We start from the raw sequence: 13,884 nt of genomic DNA on the forward strand, positions 1-13,884 counted from the left end.
ACGGCGCGCTACTTGGGGGCGCCTGGGTCCACGCACGCCTTCTTCGCCTCGGGCTGGCGCTCGAGGACGAAGTCCAGGCGGTCCTTCGTCTCGCCGGTGCGCTCGTCGAACAGGGGCGTGCCGCCCGCGTACATGGTGCCCTTCTGGCTGCCGTACCGGTCCAGGTTGTGGGACTTGAGCCAGCCGTCCACGCAGGCCTCCAGGGCCAGGCGGTCGCTGGCGCCCGAGTCGTAGGTCACGGCGCTCGCGTCCTTCGTGCCGGCCTCGGCGGTGGCCGTCGGGGCGGGGGCTGCGTCGCGGTCCGACTGGAGCTCCTCCTTGACGGTGCCGGTCTGAGTGGCCGCGTCGGGGCTCTCGCCGGTGTTCTTGTGGCAGCCGACAGCCAGGGACAGCAGGGTGGAAAACACGAGCGCGCCGGTCAGGTTTTTCATATGTCCTGGCAGGTGAGGGCCGCTTGTGACGGCGGCGGTGGCGACAACGGGGAGAAAGGCTTCGGGGACGTCCTGAAGCTCTGAGACTCTGAAGACCAGACGTCCAGTCGCCGCACCATATTCGTTTCGTTCCTCGCGGAGCACCAGTCCCATGCACGGTTCGCCGGATACCGACCACCACGCGCGCATTCCCCACGCCACCCGCATCGAACGCGCGCGCGTGCTGGTGGTGGGGGCAGGCGGCCTGGGCTGTCCGGCGTCGCTCGCCCTGGCGCAGGGTGGGGTGGGCCACCTGACGCTGGTGGATCCGGACCGGGTGGACGTGACGAACCTGCCCCGGCAGCTCTGGCACCGCACCCAGGATGTGGGCCGCCTCAAGGCGGAGTCCGCCGCCGCCGGCCTGCTGCGCGCGTTCCCGGGCCTGAGCGTGGAGGCCCTGCCGGAGCGGCTGGACGCGGGCAACGCGGAGGCCCTCTTCCGCGAGCACGACCTGGTGGTGGACGCCACGGATGGCGTGGCCACCAAGTTCTTCCTGTCGGACGTGGCGGTGCTCACCGGCGTGCCGCTGGTGTACGGCGGCGTGCTGCGCATGCACGGACAGGCCCTGCGCATCGACCCGGGCGGCCCGTGCCTGCGCTGCCTCTACGAGGACGTGCCGCCCCCGGACGCGGTGCCCACGTGCGCGCAGGCGGGCGTGTTGGGCGCGATGGCGGGGCTCATCGGCGCGGTGCAGGCGCTGCTCGCGCTGGAGCTTCTGGCGGGCGCGGCGACGGGGCCGCGGGGCCAGGCCATGCTGCACGTGCTCGACGGCGAGACGCTGGAGGGGCGCACGGTGAAGGTGACGCGCGCGCCCGGCTGCCCGGGGTGCGCCATCCAGTCGCTGCCCCCGTTCCCCTCGTCCCAGGAGGACACCGCATGCCCGACGTGACGGCGACGTTGGACATCACCCGCGAGGTGTGTCCGATGACCTACGTGCGCACCAAGCTGAAGCTGGAGTCGCTGCCCCCGGACACGCTGCTGGAGGTGCTGCTCAAGGGCGACGAGCCCCTGAAGAACGTGCCTCGCAGCGCGAAGGACGAGGGCCACGACGTGGTGTCCCTGGATCCGCGCGGGGACGGCACGCACCGGTTGATCATCCGCAAGCGGGGGAAATGAGCCTATGGCCACGATTCGCATTCCGACGCCCATGAGGACGCTCACGCGCAACCAGGCCGAGGTCCAGGCCACCGGCGCCACCGTGGGCGAAGTGCTGCGCGACCTGGAAGCGCGCTTCCCCGGCATGGGCGCGCGCCTCTTCGACGACAAGGGCGCCGTGCGCCGGTACGTGAACATCTTCCTCAACGAGGAGGACGTGCGCGCGCTCAAGGCCCTGGACACGCCGGTGAAGGACGCGGACCGCATCACCCTCATCCCGGCCATGGCGGGGGGCTGAAGGAGCATCATGGCGCTGCGCGAGGATCAGATTCTCCGCTACTCCCGGCAGATCCTCCTGCGGGACGTGGGCGGGCGCGGGCAGGAGGCCCTGCTGTCGGGCGGCGCGCGCGTGGACGGGCTGGGCGCGTCCGGCCTCACCGCCACGGCGTACCTGGCCGGCGGCGGCACCCCGGTGACGGGCGTGGGCTCGCTGACCATGGGGCCCTGGTCGCCGGGGTTCCTTGCGTCAGCGGGAGACGTGGGCCAGCCCGTGGCGGAGGTGCTGGCGCGCGTGGTGCCGGAGGTGAACCCGGACGCGGTGGGCACGCCGGGCGGCGGACTGCTCGCGGAGCTGCCGGCGGCCTGGAGCGGCGAGGCCCCCTGGGTCGCGCTGGGCGGTGACGGCGCGCGCGGCGCGGTGGTGTTCCGGGGCAGGGACGGCTGCGTCTGGTGCTTCGGAGAGACGGTGCGCCACCTGGGCACGCCGCCGGACGGGGCGATGGGCGTGGCCCTGGGAGCCCTGGGCGCCCTGGTGTTCCAGCGGCTGCGGCTGGGGATGGGCCCGTCGCTGGGCGGCAGGTGGTTGAGCGCGCCGGGCGCGATGACGGACCTGGAGCCGCGCCGGTGCTCGCGCTGCGCGGCGGCGGAAGCGAAGCCCTGATCCACCCCCTCCCACCCGAAGTGCTCACCCGGATGATCCGCCACCTGGAGGCCGCCTGGCCCCAGGAAGGCTGCGGCGTGATCCTCCGGAGCGGGGAAGGCGAGGTTGGATCATGGCGGGTCGTCCCCCTGCCCAACGCCTCCCCCACGCCGCGCGTCGCCTACGCCTTCGCACCAGAGCCCTGGCTCCAGGTCTGCCTGGACGCGGACGCACGCGAGGAGGAGGTGGCTTGTGTCTTCCACTCGCACGTGGACGCGCCCGCGGTGTTCTCCAGTGAAGACCGGCGCCAGGCCGCTCCAGCGGGAATCGCGCTCCTGCCCCAGGTGTCATATATCGTAGTCGCCATACGCGGAGGCCGGGCAGCCTCCGCCTCCCAGTCGGTTTGGAGCACGGGGGGTTTTCAGACTGTTCCGCTTCCATTGGCGGATTTCAGGTTTGAAAAACCCGTGTAAGGGCGGGAACTTGCCCGGCGACCAACCCCACCTGCGGAAAGGTGGGTCCGAATTGTCAAGTGACCGGGTTATCGTCTATAAAGCGGCGGTCAATTGGATCTGCCGCGTCCCACGCCGCGTGCAAGAAGCGCTCCGGACGCAGGGAGTTTGAACCCTTATGGCCCCCAACACTGGTTTCACCCTCTGGCTGACCGGCATGTCCGGGACCGGGAAGAGCACGACGGCCGCCTACATCGCGGCGCGCCTCCGGCAGGTCGGACGCAACGTGGAGGTCCTCGATGAGGGCGAACTCCAGAACGACCTGTGGGCCGGCATCGGCGACACCAAGGACGAGCGCAACATGGTCGTGCGCCGCCTGGGCTTCGTCGCCGGCCTGCTCGCGCGCAACGGCACGGCCGTGCTCGTCCCCTGCGTGAGCCCCTACAAGTCGAGCCGTGAGGAAGTGCGCCGCTCGGTGGGCAAGTACGTGGAGGTCTACGTCGACTGCCCCACGGAGAAGCTCATCGAGCGCGACACCACCGGCAAGTACAAGAAGGCGCTCAACGGCGAGATCCCGAACTTCATCGGCATCACGGAGCCCTACGAGCCGCCCACCTCCCCGGAGGTGACCATCTACTCCGACACGGAGTCGGTGGAGGACGGCGGCACGAAGATCTTCCAGGCCCTGCTGGACCTGGGCCTGATGACGACGGACGAGCTGAAGATCATCACCGGCAAGAAGATGAAGGCCAACCCGCTGCCGGCGAAGAAGGCCCGCCGCGACGAGGAGGAGGCCCCCGCCCGGGTCGCCGCCGTGAAGGCCGCGAAGACGCCCAAGGCGGACAAGGGCTCCAAGGGCGCCAAGGCGCGTCCGGCCACCCGCGCCGCCCGCGTGGGCAAGCCGGCCCCCGCCGCGAAGAAGAAGACCGCGAAGGGCAAGGGCCGCTAGGGCCCCGCCGTCGTCCCCTGACTGTCGAAGGGCTCCAGGTTGCCCGCGCGATGCGCGTGCAATCCGGGGCCCTTCCGTTTTAGGAGTCCCCCATGCTGAGCCCCGAGCGGATTGAAGCCCTCTGTGAAGCGTCCCGCCCCAAGCTGGAGGCGATGCGCGAAGCCCTGCGCGCCCACGGCAGCGCGCTGGTGGCGTTCTCCGGAGGCGTGGACTCCACCTTCGTCCTCCAGGTCGCGGTGGAGGTGCTGGGCGAGCGCGCCCTGGCGCTCACCGCGCTGTCCGCCTCCGTCGCCCCGGAGGAGGAGCGCGAGGCGCGCGAGCTGGCGGCCCGCCTGGGCGCCCGGCACGTCGTCGTCTCCAGCAACGAGCTGGCGAACCCCAACTACGCCGCCAACCCCACCAACCGCTGCTACTTCTGCAAGACGGAGCTGTACGACCTCTGCGAGGCGAAGCGCGCGGAGCTGGGCCTCTCCGTGGTGCTGGACGGCTTCAACGCGGACGACTTCAAGGATCACCGCCCCGGCCACAAGGCCGCGAAGGAGCACCAGGTGTCGTCCCCCCTGGCGCAGGCGGGGCTCACCAAGGATGAGATCCGCGCGTGGAGCCGCAAGCTGGGGCTGCCCACCTGGGACAAGCCGCAGATGGCGTGCCTGGCGTCGCGCATCCCCTACGGCACGTCCGTGACGCGCGACCGGCTCCTGCAGATCGCCGCCGCGGAGTCGGAGCTGCGCGCCCTGGACTTCAAGCAGTTCCGCGTGCGCTACCACCAGGACGTGGCGCGCATCGAGCTGGCCAGCGAGGAGTACCCGCGCTTCTTCGAGGCCGGCATCCGCGAGCGGATCAACGGCGCCTTCAAGTCCCTGGGCTTCAAGTTCGTGGCCCTGGACCTGGAGCCCTTCCGCTCCGGCCGCCTCAACGAGGCCGCCGGCATCACCCCCGCGGCCGGGGCAGGGCAGGGGCACTCCGAGGGCTTCAAGCTCCCGGTGGTGGGGTGAAGGGCCTCCCCTCCGTCCTGATCCTCTTGAGTCTGGCCGCTGGCCCCGCCGCCGCCGCGGAGTTCGTGGACGACGGGCCCTACGCGCGGCAGCGCTCGCTGATCCTCACGGTGGGGCCCGGCGTCACGTACACCGAACGGATCAGCGGCACCTCCGCCGTGACCGGGCTCGCCGGGCACCTGGACCTGGGGGTGGGCCTCACCGTCGGCTACGAGGGGGACGAGGTGTTCCTCCTCGCGCGCGGCAGCACCGGCCGCCCTGGGGAGGCGCTGGCGCTGATCACCGGCTACCGCAGCGTCTTCGGATCCGAGTCCTGGCGGACCTTCTTTGATCTCGGCGTTTCCGTGCGTCCGATTTCTGGGCCGTGGCTGGGGCCTCGCATAGGGTTCGGCGCCAGACACACCCTCTCGGATCATTTCGCGCTGTACGGCGGGCTCGGCTTCACGTTCGGGTTCGGCTCCGGACTGCGCGCGGACACCGAGCTCTTCACCGGGTTGCAGTGGATCATCCCGGTGGGTTCGGCCTCGTAGGTTGTTTTCTTGAGGTTGTCCGACATTGTGAGAGGGTGTGTGCATCTGTCGGAGGCCACGCACTTGGACATGAATCCCCGCCTCACCTCGGTCGTGTTTCGTCTCAATCGCGAGAAGCTGGACGCCCTGAAGGAGCTGTCGCGCACCACGCGCATCCGTCAGAGCGAGTACCTCCGGGAGGCCATCTCGGATCTGCTGGCGAAGTACGAAGCGCGCTTCGTGGACTGAAAGCGCGAGTCAGCCCGGCGGCGCTCCCGTGAAGGGTGGCGCGTCGGGCAGACCGGGCGGGTGGAGGCGCTCGCCGGGCCCGAAGGGGTCCACCGCGGAAGGATAGCGGACCTCCCACAGCACCAGCCCATGCGCCGGGGCCTTGAAGCCGGGCAGGGCCGTCCCCGCATCCAGTGCCGCGTGCCACTGCTCCTCGGACAGGAGCCCCGCGGCCACCTTCAGCGCGCTGCCCACCAGGTACCGCACCTGGTAGCGCGCGAAGCCGTCTCCCGTCAGTCGCGCCTCGAAGAGCCCTCCGCCCAGCTCCCGCAGGGTGGCGGACGCGAGGGTGCGCGGCTTCTGGGGACTGGAGCGCTCGTGGAACGCGGTGAAGTCCCGCGTGCCCACGGCGCGCTCGAGCAGCGCCTCCAGCCTCTCCGGCGTCACCCGGCGCCCGGACTGGAGCGTCTCCTCCGCCGCCACGTCCAGCGCGAATGGCCGCCATGCTTCAGAGGGCGGAGCACCCAGCGTCAGGTGGTAGCGGTACTCCTTGCCGCTCGCGCTCCACTGGGCGTGGAACGCGCCCGGCGGCCGCTTCGCGATGCACAGCCCCACGTCCGGGGACAGGTGCGGGGCCAGCCGCGCGGGCAGCGAGTCCAGGGGCACGTCTTCATTGAGGCGCAGGCTGATGACCTGCATCCGCGCGTGCACGCCCCGGTCGGTGCGCCCGGACGGCATCACCGTCGCCGGTGAGCCTGCCTGCTCCAGGGCGTCCTCGAGCGCGTCCTGGACCGTGGGGCCCTCCACCTGGCGCTGGAAGCCGCGGAAGTTTCCACCGCGATACCAAGTCCACAGTACGGCGGGAATTCGTTTGAGCGAGGGCCTGGCCACGGCGTTGCGATGTCGGCGGGAGAAACACGATACTCCCGCGCGAATGCTGGCCGGACAAGAACTCGCGGTGGACAGTGATGGGCAGTGGCTTTTCCGACAGGGAGACCTGGTGCTGGGGCCCATCACCGCGTCCCAGGTGGTGGAGAAGCTCTACACGGGGGAGCTGACCCCGGACAGCCCGGTGGCGCCGGCCGGTGAGCGGGAGTTCCGGACGCTCCGGGACACCGCCGCCTTCCAGGTGCACATCGCGCGCTACGAGGCGCAGGGCCGCGTCGCCCAGACGATGCTCGTGGAGCAGGCCCGCAACCAGAAGCGAGTGAAGCTGCTGGCCGGCGTCGCCGCGGGCGTGGCGCTCCTCCTGGGCGTCACCGGCTGGTACCTGGCGCGCAACGCCGCCGTGTACGGCCTGTTCGGCGCGACGGAGGAGGGCGACGGCATCACCATGGACCCGCCCACCATCCGCCTGGCCCAGGCCCGAGTGGACGACGAGGACCTCTTCGCCTACCCGTCCAACGACCCGCGCCGCCCGGATCGCCCCGCGGGGCAGGGCAGTGCCACCCCCAAGACAGGGGGCTCTAGCGCGGTGGCCAGCGCCGCCGCCGCCAACCGGCCGCCCCGGACGGGCAGCGTCTCCACGGATCCCGACGGCCTGGAGATGGCCCAGCAGTTCGACCAGGGCGCCATCAACCGCGTCGTCGCCGGCAACCAGTCCAAGCTCTTCCGCTGCTTCAAGGAAGAGGCCGAGCGCACGCCGGGCCTGGCCGCGAAGATTCCCATGGAGTTCGTCATCGGGAACGACGGCCGCGTGGCGAAGCTGTGGGTGGACAACCCCCAGTTCAAGCAGGGCCCGCTCTTCGAGTGCCTCTTCGCGGAGCTGAAGAAGTGGCCCTTCAAGGCCTACGACGGCGAGCGCGCCACCGTGGGGCTTTCGTTCAATATCGGCAAGCGGGGGTAGGGCGACTTTCTTGCCCACCCCGCGGACGTGCCCGATACAACAGGCATGTCCGCCTCTGTCGCCGAAGTCGAAATCGCCAAGAAGGCCATGAGCGTCCCCCCGGGGACGTTCCGCCACACCGTCCTGCTCGCCGCCAAGCGCTTCAAGTCCACCTGGGCGGAGCTGGGCAAGCTGCTCGTCCAGGTCCGGGACGAAGCCAAGTACGAGGAGTGGGGCCACGCCTCCTTCGAGGCCTACTGCCTCAAGGAGCTGCACATCAAGAAGCAGACCGCGCTGAAGCTCACGCGCTCGTTCAGCTTCCTGGCCAAGCACGAAGCCCCGGAAGAGCTCCAGCAGCAGGAGTTCCCGGAGAAGGCCCCCGCCTTCGAGGTCGTGGAAGTCCTGGCCGACGCCGAGGAGCGCGGCCAGCTGTCCCCCACGGAATACAAGTCCCTGCGCGACAGCATCTGGAGCCCGGAGAAGTCCCCCACGGAGCTCAAGAAGGAGTTCACCGAGCGCTTCCCCCGGCCCCCGCCGGAGCCGCCCCCGGAGAGCCTCCAGGTGCGGAAACTGGCGCAGATGGCGCGCAAGCTCGCCTCCGAGCTGGCGGGAAGCCGTCGAGTCCCCAACGCTGTCGCCGAGCGGGCGGCCGCCCTCGCGGACGATGTCGAAGAGATCGCGTCGAGCGTGACGGACGCCTGAGTCGCTGTTATCCAAGACCGACCCGTTGACCTGGGCTGAACGCTCCTGGGAAAGGGCACTCCTGACGGGCTTCCTGCCCGGAGGGGAGGGCCCTATAGTGGGTTCAGGGCCTGTAGCAGGTGGGCCTGGAGCCGTCGAAAGACGTGGGCGGCTTCGCGGGTGGTGGAGTGCGGTGGTCGGCGGAGAAGGTCCCGAACCGGGACCGGCGAACTCGGAGGCGGCAGTGAAGAAGGAGCACCACGTCAACCTGTCCTGCTCGTTCTGCGGCAAATCGCAGCGCGAGGTTCGGAAGCTCATCGCCGGACCCACGGTCTACATCTGCGACGAGTGCATCAAGCTGTGTAACGACATCATCGCGGACGAGAACGAACGCGAGGAGGGCAAGCCGCAGGTCAGCCTGCCCACGCCGCTGGAGATCAAGGCGTTCCTCGACGACTACGTCATCGGCCAGGACCAGGCGAAGAAGGTCCTCTCGGTCGCGGTGTACAACCACTACAAGCGCATCTACCAGAAGAAGCCGGCCTCCCGGCCGCGCCCCGGTGTGAAGAGCCCCGGCGGCGAGGACGTGGAGCTGCAGAAGAGCAACATCCTGCTCATCGGCCCCACGGGTTCTGGCAAGACGCTGCTCGCGCAGTCCCTGGCGCGCTTCCTCAACGTCCCCTTCACCATCGCGGACGCCACCAGCCTCACCGAGGCCGGCTACGTGGGTGAGGACGTCGAGAACATCATCCAGAACCTCCTCCACAACGCCGACTACGACGTGGAGAAGGCCGCGCGCGGCATCGTCTACATCGACGAGATCGACAAGATCGCGCGCAAGGGCGACATGCCCAGCGCCACCCGCGACGTGGGCGGCGAGGGCGTGCAGCAGGCCCTGCTGAAGATCATCGAAGGCACCCGCGCCAACGTCACCCCGCGCGGCGGCAAGAAGTACAACCAGCAGGAGTACGTCCAGGTCGACACGACCAACATCCTCTTCATCTGCGGCGGTGCCTTCCACGGCATCGACGGCGTGATCAAACGCCGCGTGGGTGAGAAGGGCCTGGGCTTCGGCGCGAAGATCACCCACAAGGAAGAGCGCAGCGTGGGTGAGCTGCTGGCCATGACGGAGCCGGAAGACCTGATGAAGTTCGGGATGATCCCGGAGTTCATCGGCCGTCTGCCGATGATCGCGACGCTCAACGACCTGAAGGAGGATGACCTCGTCACCATCCTCACGATCCCGAAGAACGCCCTGGTGAAGCAGTACCAGAAGATGTTCGAGATCGAGAAGGTGAAGCTCACCTTCACCAAGGAAGCGCTGCGCGCCATCGCCCGCGAGGCGATGCGCCGTCACTCCGGAGCGCGCGGCCTGCGCGCCATCATGGAGGACGCGATGCTGGAGATCATGTACGACGTGCCGTTCCGCGAGGGCGTCAAGGAGTGCAAGATCACCGAACAGGTGATCACCAAGCACGAGCCCCCGCAGATCGTCATGGAGAAGGAAAAGAAGACCGCCTGAGGTTTCCCTCGGCGGTCCGTTGCTTCCCATCCGGCGCCCCTCGCCTCACAGCAGGCAGGGGCGCCGTGGTGTTTCTGGCGCCGGGTACCGCGTCAGCTCTGCGTGACGCGCACCGTGGTCTTCATCTCGCGGCCGGTGGCGGGGTCCTTCGCGCGCATGGTGAGGATGCCCTCCACGCTCACGTCGAAGATGATCTCCACGTTCACCGTGCCGGCCTTGGCGGGCATGATGCCGGAGAAGGTGAACTCACCCAGCAGGTCGTTGCGCGCCACCGTGTCGTGGTCGCCCTGGTAGATGCGCATGGCGAGCTCGGTCTGGTTGTCGATGCTCGTCGTGGCCAGCAGCTGCTTCGCGTTGGGGATGGACGCGTTGCGCGGGAAGACGACGTGGAAGCCGCCGTCGCCGCGCTCCAGGCCAATGGCCATGGGAATGACGTCCAACAGCTGGATGCGCAGGTTGGTGTCGTCCTGGAGCGAGTGCGCGTAGAGCGCGGCGCCAATGGCCACGGCTTCGTCCGGGTGGACGCCCTTGCTGGGCGGCTTGCCGAAGAACTTGGTGAGCCGGTCCTGCACGACGGGCATGCGCGTCTGGCCGCCCACCAGCATCACTTCGTCGATGTCCTTGGTGGACAGGCCGGAGTCCACCAGCACGCGCGCCACCATCTGCAGGGTGCGGTCGACGAGCTGGTTCGTCAGCTGCTCCAGCATCTTGCGCGTGAACTTCATCTCGATGTTCAGCGGCTGGCCCTGCGCCGTCATCGTGATGAAGGGGATGTTGAAGGGCACCTCCTCGCGCGCGGACAGGTCGATCTTCGTCCGCTCCGCCAGGTCCTTGATGCGCTGCATGGCCACCGGGTCCGTGGCCAGGTCGATGCCCGTCTTGGCCGCGAAGTCCTTGAGGACGTGGTGGATGATGGCGTTGTCGAAGTCGATGCCGCCCAGGAACACGTCACCGCCGGTGGACTTCACCTCGAAGACGCGGTCGCGGATTTCGATGATGGAGACGTCGAAGGTGCCGCCGCCCAGGTCGTAGATGACGACCTTCTCCGACAGCCCCTTGCCCACGCCGTAGGCGAGCGCCGCCGCGGTGGGCTCGTTGATGATGCGCACCACCTCCAGGTCGATGAGCTTGCCGGCGTCCTTCACCGACTGGCGCTGCCGGTCGTTGAAGTACGCGGGCACCGTCACCACCGCGCGCTTGATGGGCGTCTTCAGGTAGTTGGAGGCGACCTCGCGGATCTTCCCGAGGATCTTCGCGCTGATCTCCTGGAGGGTGAACTCCTTCTTGCCCACGTCCAGGGTGACGTCGTTCTTCGCTCCGGGGCGCATGTTGTACGCCACGGACTTCTTCATCGTGCCAACGACGTCGCTGCTGAAGTTCAGTCCCACGAGGCGCTTGGCGCCGTAGACGGTGTTGCGTGGGTTGAGCTGCCACTGGCGCTTCGCCTCGAAGCCGATGAGCTCGTTGCCCTTGTCGTCGATGGCGAAGATGGAGGGGATGGTGTACTCGCCGCCCTTGTAGGGGATGAGCTTGACGTTCCCGCTGTCCTCGACGATCGCCGCGCACGAGTTCGTCGTGCCGAGGTCGATGCCGATGATGGGCTCCTTGTGCATCGCGTGTGGGCTCCGGGTGAGGCGTTGCGGCTCTGTGGGGTGTGGCAGTCCGGGACCGTATCTCACCCGTCCCGGGTGCGCGAATCACCAACCATCCGTCATCCGACGGACGCCCTCAAACTTCCAGCGCGCCTTCAACCTCCCACCCGGGCCGCCCGCCTGGCCGGGTGGGACACGGCTGGCGTCCAAGCGCGCGGCCCCGAACAGACGGGCCGCCGGGGAGGGGGCGCTCGCTTTACATCCCCAGGGCCGGGAACGAAGGTCATTCCCCGGGGTTCACATGCGACGGCGCAGCGCCGTGGCTACATCCGAGAGACTACCCACCCACAGAGGGGAGCCGCCGTGGAAGCGAAGGGCTATCTGCAGGAGGTGGGCGCACAGGTCAGCGCCGACTTCGTCAAGAACCGGTCCATCCTGTCCTTCGAGGAGTACCTGTCGCTCTTCTTCACGGACCCGAAGGGGCAGTCACGCAACGCGGCGCAGTACCTGCGCGACGTGATGGACCACTACGGAACGGAAGCCGTGCCGCACCCCACCGGCACCATCCGGCGCTTCAAGGTCTTCGACGTCCCGTCCGCCGACCATGACGGCCGCGTCGCCGGGCAGGAGGAGGTGCAGAACGCCCTCTACCGCATCCTGGGCAACTTCGTGCGCGCCGGCCGCATCAACAAGCTCATCATGCTGCACGGCCCCAACGGCAGCGCGAAGTCCAGCCTGGTCAACGCGCTGAAGCAGGGGATGGAGGACTACTCCCGCCAGCCGCAGGGCGCGCTGTACCGCATCGCGTGGGTGTTCCCGTCGGAGAAGCTCATCAAGGGCTCCATCGGCTTCGGCGAGCGCCCGGGCGTGAAGTCCGCCGAGGGCGAGCTCACCACGTACGCCCACCTGGACGCGGAGGCGCTGGACCTGCGCATGCCCTGCGAGCTGCGCGACCACCCGCTGTTCGCGGTGCCCCCCACGGAGCGCAAGAACCTCCTGGAGGGCGCGCTCAAGAAGAAGGGGCTGGGCAACGGCGACGGGGCGACGGGGGACTTCATCCTGTCCGACTACGTGCGCGACGGCGAGCTGTGCGCCAAGTGCCGCCGCATCTACACGGCCCTGCTCAACTCCTACGGCGGGGACTACCTCAAGGTCCTGCGCCACGTGCAGGTGGAGCGCTTCTACGTGTCGCGCCGCTACCAGGTGGGCACGGTGACGGTGGAGCCGCAGATGAGCGTGGACGCCGCCGCGCAGCAGATCTCCGCGGACCGCACCCAGCTCAACCTGCCCGCCGCGCTGCACAGCACGGTGCTCTTCGAACCGCACGGCCCGCTGGTGCACGCCAACCGCGGCCTGATCGAGTACGCGGACCTGCTCAAGCGCCCGCTGGAGGCCTTCAAGTACCTGCTGGGCTTCAGCGAGACGAGCGAGGTGCCCCTGGAGCCCTTCGTCCTCCAGCTGGACGAGGTGCTCATCGCGTCCTCCAACGAGAAGCACCTGGCGGCCTTCAAGGAGCTGCCGGACTTCGCGTCGTTCAAGGGCCGCATCGAGCTGGTGCGCGTGCCGTACCTGCGCCGCTACAAGGTCGAGCAGGAGATCTACGACGCGCAGATCACCGCCACGTCCGTGGGCAAGCACGTCGCGCCGCACGCCACGGAGGTGGCCGCGATGTGGGCGGTGCTCACGCGCCTGAAGAAGCCCATCCCGGACCGCTACCCGGCCAACGTGAAGCCGCTGGTGGATCAGGTGGCCCCCGCGGAGAAGATGCACCTGTACCAGGAGGGTGGGGTGCCCGCGCGGCTGTCCTCCTCGAACACCAAGGAGCTGCTCAAGCTGCGCGAGGAGATGTACGAGGAGTCCGACGCGTACCCCAACTACGAGGGCCGCTCCGGCGCGAGCGCGCGCGAGATCAAGACGGCGCTCTTCAACGCCGCACAGAACCCCGACTACAAGTGCCTCCATGCGCTGGCGGTGCTGGAGGAACTGCACGCGCTCTGCAAGGACAAGAGCGTCTACGAGTTCCTCCTCCAGGAGGTGATGGACGGCTACCACGACCACGAGACCTTCGTGCGCGTGGTGGAGGGCGAGTACCTGGACCGCGTGGACTCCGAGGTGCGCGACTCCATGGGCCTGGTGTCCGAAGGCCAGTACCGCGAGCTGGTGGAGCGCTACATCCAGAGCGTCAGCCACTGGGTGCGCGGGGAGAAGATGCGCAACCGCGTGACGGGCGAGTCGGAGAAGCCGGACGAGGCGCGCATGGCGGAGGTGGAGGCCATCGTGATGCCGCAGGGCGAGGCGCCCGCGGACTTCCGCCGGGGCCTCATCGCGAGCATCGGCGCGCACCGGCTGGACAACCCGGACGGCGCCATGGACTACCCGCGCATCTTCCCGGACATGTTCAAGCGCCTGCGCGACCACTACTTCGAGGAGCGCAAGCGCGTGCTGCGCAAGAACAAGGAGAACGTCCTCAAGTACCTCTCCGAGGACCGCAACCAGCTCTCCGCGCGCGAGCAGTCCCAGGTGCAGGACACGCTCAAGACGATGGCGGACCGCTACGGCTACTGCGAGTTCTGCGCGAAGGACGCCATCCTGTTCCTGATGCGGCAGCGCTACACCTGACCCGCGAGCGGCGGGCAGGCATCCGAAA

Annotated in this window: 16 protein-coding genes; 13 read left to right on the forward strand and 3 right to left on the reverse strand. The window is 68.9% G+C overall.

Annotation, left to right across the window (positions count from 1 at the left end; all coding sequences use genetic code 11):
- Positions 1 to 8: 8 nt before the first annotated feature.
- A complete protein-coding gene (locus AABA78_RS15130) occupies positions 9 to 431 on the reverse strand; it encodes a hypothetical protein (RefSeq protein WP_338263799.1) in 423 nt (140 codons plus the stop codon).
- Between the two features lie 151 nt (positions 432 to 582).
- Here AABA78_RS15130 and AABA78_RS15135 point away from each other — a divergent pair, with 151 nt between their 5' ends.
- The 9 genes from AABA78_RS15135 to AABA78_RS15175 all read left to right on the forward strand — a co-directional run bounded on the left by AABA78_RS15135 (position 583) and on the right by AABA78_RS15175 (position 5,638).
- Positions 583 to 1,359, forward strand: coding sequence for a HesA/MoeB/ThiF family protein (locus AABA78_RS15135; protein WP_338263800.1), 777 nt, complete (start codon positions 583 to 585; stop codon positions 1,357 to 1,359).
- The gene (locus tag AABA78_RS15140; RefSeq protein ID WP_014396694.1) at positions 1,347 to 1,586 is read left to right on the forward strand and encodes a sulfurtransferase TusA family protein; all 240 of its coding nucleotides are present in this window, start codon (positions 1,347 to 1,349) and stop codon (positions 1,584 to 1,586) included. The genes AABA78_RS15135 and AABA78_RS15140 overlap by 13 nt, the downstream gene beginning before the upstream one ends.
- Positions 1,587 to 1,590: 4 nt before the next feature.
- Positions 1,591 to 1,863 carry a MoaD/ThiS family protein gene (locus AABA78_RS15145; protein ID WP_171413218.1) on the forward strand — a complete coding sequence of 91 codons (273 nt, stop codon included), beginning with the start codon at positions 1,591 to 1,593 and terminating at the stop codon, positions 1,861 to 1,863.
- A 9-nt stretch (positions 1,864 to 1,872) separates the two neighbouring features.
- Entirely contained in the window at positions 1,873 to 2,505 is a 633-nt protein-coding gene (locus AABA78_RS15150) for a ThiF family adenylyltransferase (protein ID WP_338263801.1), read from the forward strand.
- 20 nt (positions 2,506 to 2,525) lie between these two features.
- The gene (locus AABA78_RS15155; protein WP_338264293.1) at positions 2,526 to 2,957 is read left to right on the forward strand and encodes a M67 family metallopeptidase; all 432 of its coding nucleotides are present in this window, start codon (positions 2,526 to 2,528) and stop codon (positions 2,955 to 2,957) included.
- A 157-nt stretch (positions 2,958 to 3,114) separates the two neighbouring features.
- A complete protein-coding gene (cysC, locus tag AABA78_RS15160; RefSeq protein ID WP_338263802.1) occupies positions 3,115 to 3,885 on the forward strand; it encodes an adenylyl-sulfate kinase in 771 nt (256 codons plus the stop codon).
- Between the two features lie 92 nt (positions 3,886 to 3,977).
- On the forward strand, positions 3,978 to 4,880 hold the full coding sequence (gene larE, locus AABA78_RS15165; protein ID WP_338263803.1) for an ATP-dependent sacrificial sulfur transferase LarE: 903 nt from the start codon (positions 3,978 to 3,980) through the stop codon (positions 4,878 to 4,880).
- Entirely contained in the window at positions 4,877 to 5,410 is a 534-nt protein-coding gene (locus tag AABA78_RS15170; protein WP_338263804.1) for a hypothetical protein, read from the forward strand. The genes larE and AABA78_RS15170 overlap by 4 nt, the downstream gene beginning before the upstream one ends.
- A 63-nt stretch (positions 5,411 to 5,473) precedes the next feature.
- On the forward strand, positions 5,474 to 5,638 hold the full coding sequence (locus tag AABA78_RS15175; protein WP_014396701.1) for a ribbon-helix-helix domain-containing protein: 165 nt from the start codon (positions 5,474 to 5,476) through the stop codon (positions 5,636 to 5,638).
- 9 nt (positions 5,639 to 5,647) lie between these two features.
- Here AABA78_RS15175 and AABA78_RS15180 read toward each other — a convergent pair whose 3' ends face one another.
- Entirely contained in the window at positions 5,648 to 6,508 is an 861-nt protein-coding gene (locus AABA78_RS15180; RefSeq protein WP_338263805.1) for a tRNA pseudouridine synthase A, read from the reverse strand.
- A gap of 43 nt (positions 6,509 to 6,551) precedes the next feature.
- On the opposite strand from AABA78_RS15180, the gene AABA78_RS15185 reads away from it, so the two are divergent.
- The 3 genes from AABA78_RS15185 (at position 6,552) to clpX (ending at position 9,645) form a co-directional block, all read left to right on the forward strand.
- Positions 6,552 to 7,463 carry an AgmX/PglI C-terminal domain-containing protein gene (locus AABA78_RS15185; RefSeq protein WP_338263806.1) on the forward strand — a complete coding sequence of 304 codons (912 nt, stop codon included), beginning with the start codon at positions 6,552 to 6,554 and terminating at the stop codon, positions 7,461 to 7,463.
- 27 nt (positions 7,464 to 7,490) lie between these two features.
- A complete protein-coding gene (locus AABA78_RS15190; protein WP_171413226.1) occupies positions 7,491 to 8,144 on the forward strand; it encodes a hypothetical protein in 654 nt (217 codons plus the stop codon).
- A 223-nt stretch (positions 8,145 to 8,367) separates the two neighbouring features.
- The gene (clpX, locus tag AABA78_RS15195) at positions 8,368 to 9,645 is read left to right on the forward strand and encodes an ATP-dependent Clp protease ATP-binding subunit ClpX (RefSeq protein ID WP_223761637.1); all 1,278 of its coding nucleotides are present in this window, start codon (positions 8,368 to 8,370) and stop codon (positions 9,643 to 9,645) included.
- A 92-nt stretch (positions 9,646 to 9,737) separates the two neighbouring features.
- Here the strand turns inward: clpX and AABA78_RS15200 are convergent, their stop codons facing one another.
- Positions 9,738 to 11,258, reverse strand: coding sequence for an Hsp70 family protein (locus tag AABA78_RS15200; protein WP_338263807.1), 1,521 nt, complete (start codon positions 11,256 to 11,258; stop codon positions 9,738 to 9,740).
- 342 nt (positions 11,259 to 11,600) lie between these two features.
- Between AABA78_RS15200 and AABA78_RS15205 the strand changes: the two genes are divergently transcribed.
- Entirely contained in the window at positions 11,601 to 13,856 is a 2,256-nt protein-coding gene (locus AABA78_RS15205) for a PrkA family serine protein kinase (RefSeq protein WP_338263808.1), read from the forward strand.
- Positions 13,857 to 13,884: the final 28 nt, after the last annotated feature.

This window comes from Corallococcus caeni (assembly GCF_036245865.1).
GTDB classification, from domain to species: domain Bacteria; phylum Myxococcota; class Myxococcia; order Myxococcales; family Myxococcaceae; genus Corallococcus; species Corallococcus caeni.